Source organism: Lentzea sp. (genome assembly GCF_036380075.1).
GTDB lineage: Bacteria > Actinomycetota > Actinomycetes > Mycobacteriales > Pseudonocardiaceae > Lentzea.
In genome coordinates this window covers 1-14,703 of the sequence record NZ_DASVFL010000009.1, presented here as the reverse complement: position 1 = coordinate 14,703, position 14,703 = coordinate 1, and the positions used below count along the sequence as shown (strand labels likewise).

Genomic DNA, 14,703 nt, shown 5'->3' with positions numbered 1-14,703 from the left:
CCACACCTGGCCCACCAACGCCCAGGTCCCCGGCCCGGCCCTGCGCCGCGAGTTCGCCCTGCCCCGCCCCACCACGGCCCTGCTCGACCGGGCCCTGGCCACCGGCGCCCTGACGGGCAGAGGAGCCGACCGCTGCCTGCGAGTCGCCTGGACTCTCGCCGACCTGGCCGAAGCCGACCGCCCCACCTCCGACCACGTGGCAGCGGCCCTGAGCTTCCGCGAACGCCGCTCCACGACCTTCTGACCCCAAGCCGCCGGGCCTCGGAGCACCGAAGCCCCGACTCCGAGCCCGGCCCAGCCGAGCGGGCGCTCGCCCCACCCCCGCGAGCGCCCGCTCACCCACCGCCCCGGACACCGGCCTCCTCACAGGCCCGAGTCCGGTCAGGAGCGGGCCGCTCGCCCCTTCCCCAGCGGGCGGCCCGCTCACCCCCACCGTCGACCCGAGGAGCCCAACCATGACCCCACTTCTCGCCGCCTCGTGCGCATCGCCCACGCCCGTCGGCCTGCCCCTGCCGTGCACAGTCCGAAGGCGCTCCTCCGGTGTCAGCCCACCGACCCCGTGGCGCCCGGACCCGTGGCAACGCTGGCTGCCCTGGTGGTGGTTCCGGTGACCGAGCACCCCACCCCACCCTTCGCCCAGCCCAAGACACCGTCCCCAATCGCCGAGCCGACGCCCACCGAGTCCACGCCGCCCGCTCCAATCGCCGCGCCGGACCTCACCTCGCCGGCCTCGCCCACTCCCGCTTCCGCTCTACTCCTTTCCTCAACCCCACCCCTTTCTTCCACTCCGCCTGATCCCCAGGCCGCATCTGACCCGCGCACCGCGCCCGTCCAAGCTGCGCCACCCATCCGACGTGCGCCGTCCTTCAGTGCCGTTCGGCTGGCCAGGGCCTACCTGTCCCGCGTGGCCGAGCCCTACCCGGCGGCGTTGGCGGCGCTCGTCAGTCAGGTCGGTCCGGTGGAGGCCGCCGAGCTGGTGCGTGCGGGCGAGGTGTCGCCCTCGGTGGCCAGCCAGACTTCGGCGCGGCGAACCGAGGAGCGAGCCCGTGAGGACCTCGAGCGGATTGCCAGGGTCGGTGGGCGGCTCGTCATCCCCGAGGACGACGAGTGGCCCCGGTGGCCCTTCGTCGCGCTGGGTGTTGCCGCGGGGCGGTGTGGGGGCGAGCCGCTCGCCTTGTGGGTGCGGGGGCCGCACGACCTCGGCGAGGCGGCTGAGAAGGCTGTCGCCGTGGTCGGGTCCCGGGCCGCCAGCGGGTATGGCGAGCACGTGGCCGGCGAGTTCTCGTTCGGGTTGGCGCAGGCCGGGGTGGCTGTGGTGTCGGGTGCCGCCTACGGCATCGACGGGGCTGCTCACCGCGGTGCGCTCGGCGGTGGTGGGCTGACGGTCGCGGTGCTGGCGTGCGGGGTGGACGTCGCCTATCCCGCCGGGCACCAGGGGTTGCTCGCCAAGATCTCGCGGGAAGGGCTGGTCGTCAGCGAGTACGCGCCTGGGGTCACGCCCGCGCGGCACCGGTTCCTCACGCGCAACCGGCTCATCGCCGCGTTGGGTGGCGGGACTGTCGTCGTCGAGGCTGGGCGGCGCAGCGGGGCCAAGAACACGGCCGCGATCACGTTGGCTCTCGGGCGGCCGTTGATGGTGGTGCCGGGGCCGGTGACGTCGGCCAGTTCGGCCGGGTGCCACGAGCTGTTGCGGGACGGGCAGGCGGTGTCGGTCAGCTCGGTCGCCGAGGTCGTCGAGTCGGTCGGGCGGTTCGGGGACGACCTCGCCACCGAGCCCGCTGAGAAGGACAGTGCGCTCGGGGCGCCGCAGGGGGAGGCCATGCGGGTCTACGAGGCGCTGGGGAGGCGGTGCGGGGTGAGCGACGAGGTCGTGTCGGTCGAGTCCGGCGTGCCGTTGGAACGGGTCCGGGCGTTGCTGCCCGAGCTGGAGCTCGCCGGGCTGGCCCTGCGGGTCGACGGCGGCTGGCAGAAGCTGGAGGTGAGGTGACGTGGACAGTCCACTGTGGACTTGATTGTGGTGGCAGGAACGTGTTCCGGTCCTGTCCGGCGCGGCTCGGCCGACTGAGCGGGGGCCGGGGTGCGTGAAGGACCGGGATCGCCGCCCCAGGCGAGGCTCGGCGGGCCTCGGTGTCGGCGGGGCGATTTGTCGGCTGTTCGGACGGTGATCGTGGCTGCGGTGACTACTCCGAAAGGTGATCTGTGCGGGCTGTCGCACCCTTGGTCGTCACAGCGAGTGGAAACGTTATCGGTCCCGCGATCATGAGAGCGCTCTCAAATGGCGCGGGGGTGTGGCGATACTTGACCAATCGCCCCGACTGGCGCAGCGTCTTGGCCTATGTCCCCGCCGCCGCATGGTCGGACACGTCGTGTCGATCTCGTTCGCCTGCGCGAAAAACTGCCCGCCGGAGTTTCGGAGGCGTTGCGGCTGTACGAGCGGCATCTGACGCTGGAGCGTGATCTCTCGCCACACACCGTGCGCGCGTATGTGGGTGATGTGGTGGCGTTGCTCGGACATGTCGCCGGGAATAGTCCTGATGAGGCCGACATCGGGCGGATCGACCTGACGAACCTGCGCTCATGGCTTGCCGCGCAACGCACTGCCGGCGTCAGCCGCACGACGCTCGCGCGCCGGGCCGCCGCCGCGCGGGCGTTCACCGCGTGGGCGCATCGCGCGGGGCATCTGGCGGCGGATCCCGGGCCCCGGCTCGCCGCGCCGAGGCCGCACCGGACGTTGCCGTCCGTGTTGCGCGAAGACCAGGCGAAGGACGCGATGGCCGCCGTATCCTCTGGCGCGTCCGAGGGCGATCCGGTTGCGCTGCGTGATCAGGCCGTGGTGGAGTTGCTGTACGCCACAGGTGTCCGCGTCGCCGAGCTCTGTGGCCTTGATCTCGACGACGTGGACTACTCCCTGAGGGTGATTCGGGTTCTGGGCAAAGGTGGACGCGAACGCAGCACGCCGTTCGGCGTGCCGGCGGAGCGAGCACTGCGGCGGTGGCTGGACGAGGGGCGAAACGCCCTGGTGGCACCGGATTCACCACCGGCGCTGTTCCTCGGTGCCCGGGGTGGCCGGCTGAACCAGCGAGCCGTCCGGGCGCTGGTGCACGAGGTCGTCGCCGAGGTGTCCGGCGCGCCGGACATCGGGCCGCACGGGTTGCGCCACTCCGCCGCGACCCATTTGCTGGAAGGAGGAGCGGACCTGCGCACCGTCCAAGAACTGCTTGGTCACGCTACGCTCGCAACGACTCAGCTTTACACACACGTCACTGTCGAACGGCTGAAGGCGATCCATGACCGAACCCACCCCCGTTCCTGACGCCGCAGGGGGAGGATCGCGTACGGCGACCGTGCCCCCTGACCCCGTCCTGCCCGCACCGGCTTCGAAGCAGGCGAGCAACGGGCACCGTCAGAACGGCGCGCCGCGCACCGAGGCGGGCTCAGAGCCCGGTGCCGACACGCACGTCAACGGCGCGCCCGCGGCCGCCCAGCCCGCGGTGACGCAGGCCGGTGCGACGCGTGCGGACGTCCGGTCGGGTGACGACGTCGAGGCCGGCATCGTCGCGCTGTGGCGCAGCTACGGCCAGTCCCGCGACCAGGGGCAGCGCGACCGCCTGGTGCTGCACTACGCGCCGCTGGTCAAGTACGTCGCCGGCCGGGTCGGCACGGGTCTGCCCGCCCACGTGGACGTGGCCGACCTCATCCAGTCCGGCATCTTCGGCCTGGTCGACGCGATCGAGAAGTTCGAGCCGGAACGCGGCCTCAAGTTCGAGACCTACGCCATGCAGCGCATCCGCGGCGCGATCCTCGACGACCTGCGCTCCCAGGACTGGGTGCCGCGCTCGGTCCGCAGCCGCGCCCGCGACGTCGAACGAGCCCTGGAACGCCTCGGCGCCAAGCTGCAGCGCACGCCCACCGACCGCGAGCTCGCCGCAGAGCTCAAGATCGGGCTGGCCGAGCTGCGCGAGCTGTACGGCCAGCTCCAGCTCACCAGCGTCGTGGCGCTCGACGAGCTGATCGCCCCGAACAAGGGCGGCTCCTCGCTGGCCGAGTCGCTGCCCGACGACGCCGCGGAAGACCCGGTGGCGAGCCTCGTCGACCAGGACGGCCGCCGTCAGCTGGCCGACGCCATCGCCCAGCTCGCCGAACGCGACCGGGTCGTCGTGACCCTCTACTACTTCGAGAACCTGACGCTCGCCGAGATCGGTAAGGTCCTCGGCGTGACCGAGTCCAGGGTCTGCCAGCTGCACACCCGCGCCGTCCTGCGCCTGCGCACCAAGCTCAACGAGCAGTCCGAGGCCTGACCGCGCCTCCTCACCCCACCGCGACCCGGCGGGTGGCGGGCTGCCGAAAATCGCACCGGGAAACCGTGCGTGCCTCACATTCGCCGTCGAGAACCTCCTCTCCGGTACCTGTCGGGGCTAATTCACTCGATCGGGTGGCGGCTGAAATCACCCGGCACGCGGTGTGCCCGAACGGGCATCACCGGGTGGGTGATGCGGGAGCGTCCCCGAAAGTGAGCAGGCCGGGTGCGCCACCGGCTCTCGGTTTCCTCATCGTCCACGGCGACTGGCGGGAGACGGTGCTCGAGCAGCGCTTGCCCACCGGCTCGACCACGTTCGGACCGGGGGTCGGCGATCACGCAGGGCTCGCCGGCGCCGGGAGACGGGACCTCGCCGCCTCCCGGCACCTGGCGGGCGCTCTCGGCGCGCGACGGGGTCGCGCCGTTCCCCCTGCCGTCCGGACGGCGGGGAGCGCCCTGCGGGAAGTGCCGAGCGGGACGAGCCGGGGTGCCCGCGCGGCACGGTGGCCCTAGCCGCCCCTGGCCGGTGCGGTCAGCGGGAGCAGGCGGACCCGGCCGGACGACACGAGCCGGAGCGGGTCCAGGTAGGCCGGGCCCCGGCGGGCGCCCCAGTGCAGGCACGGCGAGGCGCAGTGGCCCGCCTGGAGGTGGCCGATCACCTCGCCCCTGCGGACCTGGCGGCCGGCTTCCACCGCCGGGGTGACCGGCTCGTAGGTCGTCCGGAGCCCGCCCCGGTGTTCCAGCGACACCAGCGTGCGGGCGGCCACCGCGCCCGCGTAGACGACCGAGCCGTCGTTCGCGGCCAGCACCGCGGTGCCGGCCGCCGCCGCCAGGTCGACGCCCCGGTGGCCGGGGCCGAACGGGGTCGCGGGCGCCTCGAACGCGCGCACCACCGGGTGCGGCGGGGGCAGGGGCCACGAGTAGCGGGCCGGGGACGGGGTCACGAGGGTCGCCAGGACCAGGGCGGTGGAGAGGAGCACGGGTTCCACGGTGCTCCGGGGGCTGGTGGGGGACCACGGGTGGGCGGGGATCTGTGGATTACTCGCCGGTTGTGGACAACTGCGCTGGGTGCGCCGGGGGCGATTCGAAGTTTGTCCGGGGTGGGGAGTAGACTTTCGGGCGCGTCCCGTCTGTGCGCGGGGCGACTTCGCGTGCCAACGCAGATCCGACCCGGCTGGTCCCAGCGAGGTCGAGTCACGACGTCCGACGGTCCCGACGGTGCAGAGATGCCTCCGAGGGTGCGGGCGGCGGCGGGGGCACCAGGGCTGAAGGCCGGACTCCGGCCGGAGGCGTCAACCGGAACGACGTGCCGAGGCGAGACCTGGCGCGTCCTACAGATGAGGTGCGAACCGGCCATGGCCGTCGTAACCATGAAGCAGCTGCTCGACAGCGGCGTGCACTTCGGGCACCAGACGCGGCGCTGGAACCCGAAGATGAAGCGCTACATCTTCACCGAGCGCAACGGCATCTACATCATCGACCTGCAGCAGACGCTGACCTACATCGACCGGGCTTACGAGTTCGTCAAGGAGACGGTCGCGCACGGCGGGTCGATCCTGTTCATCGGCACCAAGAAGCAGGCGCAGGAGGCCATCGCCAACGAGGCGCTCCGCGTCGGCATGCCCTACGTGAACCAGCGCTGGCTGGGCGGCATGCTCACCAACTTCTCGACGGTCCACAAGAGGCTCCAGCGCCTCAAGGAGCTCGAGTCGATGGAGCAGACCGGTGGTTTCCAGGGTTTCACCAAGAAGGAAATCCTGATGATGAACCGCGAGAAGGACAAGCTGGAGCGCACGCTCGGCGGTATCCGCGACATGTCCAAGGTGCCCAGCGCCGTGTGGATCGTGGACACCAAGAAGGAGCACATCGCGGTCGGTGAGGCTCGCAAGCTGAACATCCCGATCGTGGCGATCCTCGACACGAACTGCGACCCGGACGAGGTCGACTACCCGATCCCGGGCAACGACGACGCCATCCGCTCGGCCGCTCTGCTGACCAAGGTCGTGGCCGAGGCCGCCGCCGCCGGTCTGGTGCAGCGTTCCGGTGGCCGCCGCGACGCCGCCGAGGGCCAGGACAAGCCCGAGCCCGCGAGCGACGAGCCGCTGGCCGAGTGGGAGCAGGAGCTCCTCGCCCCGGCCACCACCGAGGCCCCGGCCGAGCAGCCCGCCCAGTCCTGATCTCCCCCACGAGGTGCCCGCGACCAGCGGGCACCTCGTGACCGAAGCGCGTACATCGCAGAAGGAAAACGATGGCGAACTACACCACCGCGGACGTCAAGAAGCTCCGCGAGCTGACCGCCGCCGGCATGATGGACTGCAAGAAGGCCCTCGACGAGGCCGACGGCGACTTCGACAAGGCCGTCGAGATCCTCCGCATCAAGGGCGCCAAGGACGTCGGCAAGCGCGCCGAGCGCACCACGTCCAACGGCCTCGTGGCCGTCAAGGACGGCGCGATGGTCGAGCTGCGCTGCGAGACCGACTTCGTGGCCAAGAACGCCGACTTCATCGCCCTGGCCGACGACATCGTCGCGCTCGCCAAGGCCAACAAGGTCGCCGACGTCGAGGCCCTCAAGGCCGTCGAGGTCGACGGCAAGACCGTGGACGCGCTGGTCCAGGAGTTCTCCGCCAAGATCGGCGAGAAGCTCGAGCTGGCCAAGGCCGTCGACTACGACGGCACCGTCTCGGTCTACCTGCACAAGCGTGCCGCGGACCTGCCGCCGGCCGTCGGCGTGCTGGTGGAGTACACCGGCGACAACGCCGAGGTCGCCAAGGGTGCCGCGATGCAGATCGCCGCGATGCGCCCGAAGTTCGTCTCCCGTGACGAGGTCCCCGAGGACCTGGTCGCGAACGAGCGCCGCATCGCCGAGGAGACCGCTCGCGAGGAGGGCAAGCCCGAGGGCGCGCTCCCCAAGATCGTCGAGGGTCGCGTCAACGGCTTCTTCAAGGACGTCGTGCTCCTCGAGCAGGCTTCCGTGACCGACAGCAAGAAGACGGTCAAGGCTCTTCTGGACGAGGCCGGCGTGACGGTGACCCGTTTCGCTCGGTTCGAGGTCGGCCAGAGCTGATTGCGATGAGGGCGGGGTTGCGGCACAACAGCGACCCCGCCCTCAGCATGTCCAGACGACTGCTGCTCTTGAGGGTGCGAGGAGAGGACCTGTGAGCGAAGAAGGTAGCCACGGCTACAACCGGGTGATGCTCAAGCTCGGTGGCGAGATGTTCGGTGGCGGCGGTGTCGGTGTGGACCCCGACGTCGTGCAGACAGTCGCCAAGCAGATCGCGGCCGTTCACAAGTCCGGCGTGCAGGTGGCCGTCGTGATCGGTGGTGGCAACTTCTTCCGCGGGTCCGAGCTCCAGCAGCGCGGCATGGACCGCTCGCGCGCCGACTACATGGGCATGCTCGGCACGGTCATGAACTGCCTGGCGCTGCAGGACTTCCTCGAGCGCGAGCACGGCATCGACACCCGCGTGCAGACCTCCATCCAGATGACGCAGGTCGCCGAGTCCTACATCCCCCGCCGCGCGATGCGCCACCTCGACAAGGGCCGCGTCGTGATCTTCGGTGGCGGCGCGGGTCTGCCGTACTTCTCCACCGACACCACCGCCGCCCAGCGCGCGCTGGAGATCGGCTGCGAGATCGTCCTGATGGCCAAGGCCGTCGACGGCGTTTACACGGCCGACCCCAAGATCGACCCGGACGCGTTGATGTTCGACAACATCACCCACCGCGAGGTGCTGGAACGCGGCCTCAACGTCGCCGACGCCACGGCCTTCAGCCTCTGCATGGACAACAACATGCCGATCCTGGTCTTCAACCTCCTCACCGAGGGGAACATCGCCAGGGCGGTGCGTGGTGAGAAGATCGGCACCCTGGTGAGCACCCCCGGTGGCCGTCCGGCCTTCTAGACCTGGTGGGATCTCTCCAGGACCGGGAATTGGGCACGAACACGCAGAGCAAGGAGCAGTCGTGATCGACGAGACCCTCCTCGACGCCGAGGAGAAGATGGAAAAGGCGGTTTCGGTCGCGAAGGAGAACCTCTCCTCCGTCCGAACCGGTCGTGCGACTCCCTCGATGTTCAACCGGATCCACATCGACTACTACGGCTCGATGACCCCGCTGAACCAGATGGCGAGCATCACGGTTCCCGAGGCGCGCATGGCGGTCGTGAAGCCGTACGACGCGGGCCAGCTGAACGCCATCGAGAAGGCGATCCGGGACTCCGACCTGGGCGTCAACCCGAGCAACGACGGCACCATCATCCGCATCGTGATCCCGCAGCTCTCCGAGGAGCGCCGCCGGGACATGGTGAAGGTGGCGAAGCAGAAGGGCGAGGACGCGCGCGTCTCCGTCCGCGGTGTCCGCCGCAAGGCGAAGGAAGAGATCGACAAGCTCGTCAAGGACGGCGAGGTCGGTGAGGACGACGGCTCCCGCGGTGAGAAGGAGCTCGACGCCCTCACTCACAAGTACGTCGCGCAGGTCGACGAGCTCGTGAAGCACAAGGAAGCCGAGCTCCTCGAAGTCTGATGTCCCCGTTGGTTTCGCCCGGCCTCCTCGCCGCAGGCGTCGTAGCAGCCCAGGCCGGGCGGAGGTCGTGATGGGAGCACCAGTGGCAGGCAGTCCCGCGGAGGTGCCCGCCTCGAAACCGTCGCGTGCGGGACGTGACCTGCGCGCGGCGATCCTGGTCGGTGTCGGGCTCGGCGCCGTGATCATCCTGTCGCTGCTGACCGTCCGGCAGACCTTCATCGGCATCGTCGCGGCCGCCGTGGCGGTGTCCACGTGGGAGATCGCGGGTGCCTTCAAGAAGGCGGGCATCACCGTCGCCCTGTGGCCGGCGCTGATCGGCGGCCAGGCGATCCTCTGGCTGTCCTGGCCGCTGGAGCGCTCCGGCATGATGACCGCGTTCGTGGTCACCGTGCTGGTGTGCATGATCTGGCGGTTCCGGGGCGGCTCGGACGGCTACCTGCGCGACCTCAGCGCGTCGGTGTTCACCATCGCGTACGTGCCGTTGTTCGCGGCGTTCGCGGCCATGCTGGTCGTTCCCGAGGACGGCGTGGGGCGCGTGTTCGCGTTCATCATCGGCGTCGTGCTGTCCGACGTCGGCGGCTACGCGGCCGGCGTCTTCCTCGGCAAGCACCCGATGGCGCCCAAGATCAGCCCCAAGAAGTCCTGGGAAGGCTTCGCGGGCTCGCTGACCGCCGGTGTGGTCGGCGGCGCGATCACGGTCACGACGCTGCTCGACGGCCAGTGGTGGCAGGGCGCGCTGTTCGGTGCCGCGCTCGTCGTCACCGCCACCGCGGGCGACCTGGTCGAGTCGTTGATCAAGCGCGACCTCGGCATCAAGGACATGGGCACGCTGCTGCCCGGCCACGGCGGACTGATGGACCGGATGGACTCGCTGCTGCCGTCCGCCGTCGCCTCCTGGCTGCTGCTGCACCTGTTCATCCCGTAACGGCTAGTCGTCGAACGGGTCGTCCACCTCGGAGCGCGGCTCGGCCTCGATCACGCGGGACGGGTCGATCACCGAGAACGCCATGCCCGCGTGGTCCTCGACCACGGTGATGCGCCCGAACGGGGTGTCGTAGGGCTCGACGGTCACGCGGCCGCCGAGCTCCAGCACCCGGTACGCCACGGAGTCGATGCCGATCTCGGGCGCGGCGTTGAAGTACACCATCCAGTGCGAACGCTCCCCGTACGGGAACTCGCGGCCCATCTTCTGCCGGCCGAGGACCTCGGTCCCCTCGATGGAGTACGAGGCGTAGTCGAGGCGCTGGCCGTCGCCGATCTGCGTGATGTCGTAGCCGCACAGCTCGCCGAAGAACTCGTCCGCCGCCGCGCCGTCGCGGGTGTTCAGCTCCGCCCACGCGTAGGCGCCGTGGCCCGCGATGCCGAAGCGCCAGTCCGGCGGCACGTGCCGGAAGCCGACGACGGCGCCGGTCGGGTCGACGATCACCGTGCTCTGCGTGTGGTCGGGGCCGTCCTCGGGGTTGCGCAGGACGGCCCCGCCGAGGTGGAAGACCTTCTCCGCGGTGGCGCGCGCATGGGGCGTGACCAGGTACAACCGCCACGGCTCCGGTTCGCCCTGGGGGAACCCCGCGACGGGGACACCGTCGACCATCGCGACGGTGTAGCCGTCGTCGTCGGCGTAGTGCCAGCCGAAGAGGCCGGTGTAGAACTCGATCGCGCCCTTGAGGTCGTCGACGGTTCTCTCGGCCCAGCACGGACTTCCGCTGAGCAGTGGAGCCAGTTGGGGCGTGTTGGGCGCGATCGACACGGACGCCTCCTGCAGGACAGAGATGCGATCACGCTACGCCGTGACCGGACGAATTCGTACAGTCGCGGGCAAATCGAGGTCTTACAGTGTGGTGGTGAGGGGAATCGTGCGGGCGGCGCTGAACGCGGTGCGCCCGGTGGACGTCGTGCCGAGCCCGAACATCTGGCACTGGCCCGACGTCTACGAGGTCGAGAACCGCGCGCAGGACGTGCACGGTGCCATCTGGTCGGCGATCGGCGAGGAGTGTCCGCTCGACGGGCTGGACGTGGTGGACGTCGGCTGCGGGGACGGCTTCCACCTGCCGTTCTTCGCGCGCACCGCGAAGTCCGTCACGGGCGTCGAACCGCACCCGCCGCTCGTCGTGCGTGCCAAGCGCCGGGTGGAAGGGCTGCCGAACGCCCGCGTCGTCTCCGGCCCCGCGCAACGGTTGCCGCTCGACGACGCCTCCGCCGACCTGGTGCACGCCAGGACGGCCTACTTCTTCGGGCCGGGCTGCGAACCGGGGCTGCACGAGACCGACCGCGTGCTCCGCCCTGGCGGCGCGCTCGCGATCGTCGACCTCGACGGCACGGCCGCTCCGTACGGTCCGTGGCTGCTGGCCGACGAACCGCGCTACGACCCGCTGGTGGTCGAGAAGTTCTTCGCGGACAACGGGTTCTCGCTGCGGCGCGTCACCGCGGAGTGGCGCTTCGAAAATCGGGAGGACCTCGAGTCCGTGCTGCGCATAGAGTTCTCCGCCGAGGTCGCCGAGCGGGCGATCGCGTCGGTGACCGGGCTGAGCTTCCCCGTCGGCTACCGGCTGCACGTGCGCCGCAAGCCGAAGGGACTGATCGTGTGATCCGTGAGATGCAACGTCTCACGCGGCGGCTGTGGTCGCACAGCGCCAACTGGCACGTCGGAGACCTTGCCTGGCAACGGTTCCAGCACACCGGCCGCGAGTCCGAGTGGCAGCGGGAGCTGTGGGAGCGCGACGGCGAGGTGGCCGCCTGGGCGTGGGAGAGGCAGGGCAGGACCCTCTACCTCCAGGTCGACCCCGCGCACCCCGACCTCGCCGACGAGGTGCTGGAGCGCTTTCCCGACCGCGAGGTGATGATCCTCGACGCCGAACAGCACCTGGTCGCCGCTCTGGAACGCCACGGGTACGCGCGGCAGGACGGCGAGTACCAGGTGTTCATGACGCACGACCTGCGCGAACTGCCCCAGGTGGAGGTGCCCGAGGGGTTCACGGTCCGGTCGATCACCGAGGCCGACCTGGCGCGGCGGGTCGAGGTGCACCAGGCGGTGTGGCACCCGTCGCGGCTGACGGAGGAGAGCTACCGCGCCGTGATGGCCGCCTGGCCGTACCGGGCGGACCTCGACTGGGTCGTGGAGGCGCCGGACGGGCGGTTCGCCGCGAAGTGCCTGATCTGGCTGGACGACCACAACCGCGTGGGTGAGCTGGAACCGGTGGGGACGCATCCGGATTTCCGCCGAACGGGTCTGGGTGCGGCGGTCTGCTACGGCGCGATGCGCGCGCTGCGTGACCTGGGCGCCGATCAGGCGATCGTGTACCCGTTCCACGGTGGGGCAGCGGAGAAGTTCTACGAGAGCCTGGGTTTCCGGCCGTACGCGCGCACGCTGAACTACGCGCGGTAGCGGGCTAGGCTCGGTTCGTGGAGAAGCGAATCGCAGGCAGGTTGAACCGCCAGGTCGGCGTCGTGGGGCTGGGCTGCTGGCAGCTCGGGGCCGACTGGGGCGAGGTGGACGAGAGCGAGGCGCTCGCGCTGCTGCACGCCGCGGCCGACACGGGTGTCGACTTCTTCGACACCGCCGACGTCTACGGCGACGGTCGCAGCGAGACGCTCGTCGGGCGGTTCCTGAAGGAGCGCAAGGACGACGGCGTCTTCGTGGCGACGAAGATGGGCCGGCGGCTGCCGGAGCAGACCACGGAGGGGTACAACCGGGAGAACTTCCTCGCGTGGAACGACCGGAGCCGCCGCAACCTGGGCGTCGACACGTTGGACCTCGTGCAGCTGCACTGCCCGCCCACGGCCGTGTACAGCCGTGACGAGGTGTACGACACGTTGGACGAAATGGTGGAGCAGCAGCGGATCGCTGCCTACGGCGTGTCGGTGGAGAAGGTCGAGGAGGCACTGGAGGCGATCAGGCGTCCGCACGTGGCCAGCGTGCAGATCATCCTGAACGCGTTCCGGCTCAAGCCCCTCGAGGAGGTGCTGCCGGCGGCGGCCGAGGCGGGGATCGCGGTCATCGCGCGGGTGCCGCTCGCGTCCGGGCTGCTGACCGGCAAGTACACGGCGGACACGACGTTCGGCGCGGACGACCACCGCAACTACAACCGCAACGGCGAGGCGTTCGACGTCGGCGAGACCTTCTCCGGGGTCCCCTACGAGGTCGGCCTGGAGGCCGTCGAACGGCTGCGGCCGCTGGTGCCGGAGGGCGCCACGATGGCGCAGTTCGCGTTGCGCTGGATCGTCGACCAGCCCGGTGTCACGGTCGTGATCCCCGGTGCGCGCAACGTGGAGCAGGCTCGCGCCAACTCGGGTGCCGCGGCGCTGGAGCCCGTGGACTCCGAGGCCGTCACGGCGGTGTACGACGAACTGATCCGGCCGCACGTGCACGACCGGTGGTAGCTCACTCCTCGGCGAGGATGGCGTAGAGCTTGCGTCGCAGCTCGGTGTAGAGCTCGGCCGCGCGCGTCTTCTGCTCGGGCGTGCCCGCGTGGGAGATCTGCTCCATCGCGGCGCCGAGCAGCCGGACCGCGGTGCGCAGCTCGCCGTCGGCCGGGTCGAGCTGGATGTCGATGTCGCGCCAGGGCGGGGCCGTGTGCTCCGCCCTGCCGTGCTCGGTGAGGGTGAACAGCTTCTTGCCTCCTTCTTCCTCAGCGGAGACGAGGCCTTCGTCGGCGAGCATCTGCAGCGTCGGGTAGACCGAGCCGGGGCTCGGGCTCCACGCGCCGCCGGTGCGCCTGGCGATCTCCTGGATGATCTCGTAGCCGTGCATCGGCCGTTCTGCCAGCAACGACAGCACGGCCGCCCGGACGTTGCCGCGCCGCTGGCGGCCGCCCCTGCCCCCGCCTCGCCCGCCGCCCCCGAAAGGACCGTGGCGATGCCGGTGGTGGTGATCTCTGTGGTGTGGTCTCATCATCATGTCGTTAACGATATATCGGAACCTATCGCGATGCAACGGTCTTGTGTGCCCGAAGTTCGTGGGACACTAGATGTGCTATGACCTCGCTTCCCCTTGTCTTCGACGCGCCCAAGCGCGGCCTGCCGCCGCGCCACCTGGTCGACCTCTCACCCGCCGAACGAGCCGACGCCGTCGCGGCACTGGGTGAGAAGCCGTTCCGGGCGAAGCAGCTGTCGAACCACTACTTCAGCCGCCTGACCGTCGACCCGGCCGAGATGACCGACATCCCGGCCGCCACGCGCGACAAGCTCGTCGCCGACCTGATGCCGCCGCTGTTCACGGTCGTCCGCAAGGTCACGACCGACGAGGGCACCACGGCGAAGACGCTGCTGCGCGCGCACGACGGCACGCTCATCGAGTCCGTGCTGATGCGCTACCCGGACCGCGCGACGCTGTGCATCTCGTCGCAGGCGGGCTGTGGAATGGCGTGCCCGTTCTGCGCGACCGGCCAGGGCGGCCTGCAGCGCAACCTGTCGACCGCGGAGATCGTGGACCAGGTGCGCCTCGGCGCGGCCGCGATGCGCGACGGCGACCTGCCCGGCGGCCCCGGCCGGCTGTCGAACATCGTGTTCATGGGCATGGGCGAACCGCTCGCGAACTACAAGCGCGTGATCGAGGCCGTGCACCGCATCACCGCCCCGGCACCGGACGGCCTGGGCATCTCCCAGCGCACCGTCACGGTCTCGACCGTCGGCCTGGTGCCGGCGATCCGCAAGCTCACCGAGGAGAAGCTGCAGGTGCGGCTCGCGGTGTCGCTGCACACCCCGGACGACGAGCTGCGCAACACGCTGGTGCCCGTCAACACGCGCTGGGACGTGTCCGAGGTCCTGGAGGCCGCGCGCGGCTACGCGGACCAGACCGGCCGCCGCGTGTCGATCGAGTACGCGCTGATCCGCGACATCAACGACCAGGGCTGGCGCGCCGACCTGCTCGGCAAGAAGCTGCGCAAGCA

At 70.4% G+C, this 14,703-nt stretch carries 15 protein-coding genes and 1 pseudogene; 13 read left to right on the top strand and 3 right to left on the bottom strand.

Annotated features, from left to right (window positions below; genetic code table 11):
• The 4 genes and pseudogenes from VF330_RS00795 to VF330_RS00780 all read left to right on the top strand — a co-directional run.
• Positions 1 to 244, top strand: a pseudogene (locus VF330_RS00795) (ATP-binding protein); the annotation flags it as partial.
• A 660-nt stretch (positions 245 to 904) separates the two neighbouring features.
• Positions 905 to 1,987 carry a DNA-processing protein DprA gene (gene dprA, locus VF330_RS00790; RefSeq protein ID WP_330849498.1) on the top strand — a complete coding sequence of 361 codons (1,083 nt, stop codon included), beginning with the start codon at positions 905 to 907 and terminating at the stop codon, positions 1,985 to 1,987.
• Positions 1,988 to 2,335: 348 nt separating this feature from the next.
• Positions 2,336 to 3,313, top strand: a complete 978-nt coding sequence (locus VF330_RS00785) for a tyrosine recombinase XerC (protein ID WP_330849497.1) — start codon at positions 2,336 to 2,338, stop codon at positions 3,311 to 3,313.
• A 31-nt stretch (positions 3,314 to 3,344) separates the two neighbouring features.
• Complete coding sequence (locus VF330_RS00780; RefSeq protein ID WP_414675311.1) at positions 3,345 to 4,298, top strand: FliA/WhiG family RNA polymerase sigma factor; 954 nt, start codon at positions 3,345 to 3,347, stop codon at positions 4,296 to 4,298.
• A gap of 508 nt (positions 4,299 to 4,806) precedes the next feature.
• On the opposite strand, the gene VF330_RS00775 is transcribed toward VF330_RS00780, so the two are convergent.
• Entirely contained in the window at positions 4,807 to 5,277 is a 471-nt protein-coding gene (locus VF330_RS00775) for a peptidoglycan DD-metalloendopeptidase family protein (RefSeq protein ID WP_330849495.1), read from the bottom strand.
• A 375-nt stretch (positions 5,278 to 5,652) separates the two neighbouring features.
• Here VF330_RS00775 and rpsB point away from each other — a divergent pair, with 375 nt between their 5' ends.
• From rpsB to VF330_RS00750, 5 genes are all read left to right on the top strand, one after another.
• On the top strand, positions 5,653 to 6,474 hold the full coding sequence (rpsB, locus tag VF330_RS00770) for a 30S ribosomal protein S2 (protein WP_330849494.1): 822 nt from the start codon (positions 5,653 to 5,655) through the stop codon (positions 6,472 to 6,474).
• Positions 6,475 to 6,545: 71 nt separating this feature from the next.
• Complete coding sequence (tsf, locus tag VF330_RS00765; RefSeq protein WP_330849493.1) at positions 6,546 to 7,361, top strand: translation elongation factor Ts; 816 nt, start codon at positions 6,546 to 6,548, stop codon at positions 7,359 to 7,361.
• A 127-nt stretch (positions 7,362 to 7,488) separates the two neighbouring features.
• Positions 7,489 to 8,199, top strand: a complete 711-nt coding sequence (pyrH, locus tag VF330_RS00760; RefSeq protein ID WP_090096004.1) for a UMP kinase — start codon at positions 7,489 to 7,491, stop codon at positions 8,197 to 8,199.
• A 61-nt stretch (positions 8,200 to 8,260) separates the two neighbouring features.
• Positions 8,261 to 8,818, top strand: coding sequence for a ribosome recycling factor (gene frr / locus VF330_RS00755; RefSeq protein WP_330849492.1), 558 nt, complete (start codon positions 8,261 to 8,263; stop codon positions 8,816 to 8,818).
• Between the two features lie 70 nt (positions 8,819 to 8,888).
• On the top strand, positions 8,889 to 9,743 hold the full coding sequence (locus VF330_RS00750) for a phosphatidate cytidylyltransferase (protein WP_330849491.1): 855 nt from the start codon (positions 8,889 to 8,891) through the stop codon (positions 9,741 to 9,743).
• A 3-nt stretch (positions 9,744 to 9,746) separates the two neighbouring features.
• On the opposite strand, the gene VF330_RS00745 is transcribed toward VF330_RS00750, so the two are convergent.
• Positions 9,747 to 10,565: a VOC family protein gene (locus VF330_RS00745; protein ID WP_330849490.1), complete on the bottom strand. Its 819-nt coding sequence runs from the start codon at positions 10,563 to 10,565 to the stop codon at positions 9,747 to 9,749.
• 94 nt (positions 10,566 to 10,659) lie between these two features.
• On the opposite strand from VF330_RS00745, the gene VF330_RS00740 reads away from it, so the two are divergent.
• The 3 genes from VF330_RS00740 to VF330_RS00730 are packed head-to-tail and all read left to right on the top strand — an operon-like array spanning position 10,660 to position 13,195.
• Positions 10,660 to 11,403: a class I SAM-dependent methyltransferase gene (locus tag VF330_RS00740; protein WP_330849489.1), complete on the top strand. Its 744-nt coding sequence runs from the start codon at positions 10,660 to 10,662 to the stop codon at positions 11,401 to 11,403.
• Between the two features lie 8 nt (positions 11,404 to 11,411).
• Positions 11,412 to 12,200 (top strand): GNAT family N-acetyltransferase, encoded by a 789-nt coding sequence (locus VF330_RS00735; protein WP_330849488.1) that lies wholly within the window; start codon positions 11,412 to 11,414, stop codon positions 12,198 to 12,200.
• Between the two features lie 17 nt (positions 12,201 to 12,217).
• A complete protein-coding gene (locus VF330_RS00730) occupies positions 12,218 to 13,195 on the top strand; it encodes an aldo/keto reductase (protein ID WP_330849487.1) in 978 nt (325 codons plus the stop codon).
• Between the two features lies 1 nt (position 13,196).
• Here the strand turns inward: VF330_RS00730 and VF330_RS00725 are convergent, their stop codons facing one another.
• Complete coding sequence (locus VF330_RS00725; RefSeq protein WP_330849486.1) at positions 13,197 to 13,592, bottom strand: PadR family transcriptional regulator; 396 nt, start codon at positions 13,590 to 13,592, stop codon at positions 13,197 to 13,199.
• A gap of 197 nt (positions 13,593 to 13,789) precedes the next feature.
• Between VF330_RS00725 and rlmN the strand changes: the two genes are divergently transcribed.
• The coding region (rlmN, locus tag VF330_RS00720) for a 23S rRNA (adenine(2503)-C(2))-methyltransferase RlmN (protein ID WP_330849485.1) at positions 13,790 to 14,703 on the top strand (914 nt) is incomplete at its 3' end.

Bases quoted from the DNA above. Each gene is read 5' to 3' on its own strand.
- VF330_RS00785 (WP_330849497.1), top strand. From the start codon at position 2,336: ATGTCCCCGCCGCCGCATGGTCGGACACGTCGTGTCGATCTCGTTCGC.
- rpsB (WP_330849494.1), top strand. From the start codon at position 5,653: ATGGCCGTCGTAACCATGAAGCAGCTGCTCGACAGCGGCGTGCACTTC.
- tsf (WP_330849493.1), top strand. From the start codon at position 6,546: ATGGCGAACTACACCACCGCGGACGTCAAGAAGCTCCGCGAGCTGACC.
- pyrH (WP_090096004.1), top strand. From the start codon at position 7,489: ATGCTCAAGCTCGGTGGCGAGATGTTCGGTGGCGGCGGTGTCGGTGTG.
- VF330_RS00750 (WP_330849491.1), top strand. From the start codon at position 8,889: ATGGGAGCACCAGTGGCAGGCAGTCCCGCGGAGGTGCCCGCCTCGAAA.
- VF330_RS00735 (WP_330849488.1), top strand. From the start codon at position 11,412: ATGCAACGTCTCACGCGGCGGCTGTGGTCGCACAGCGCCAACTGGCAC.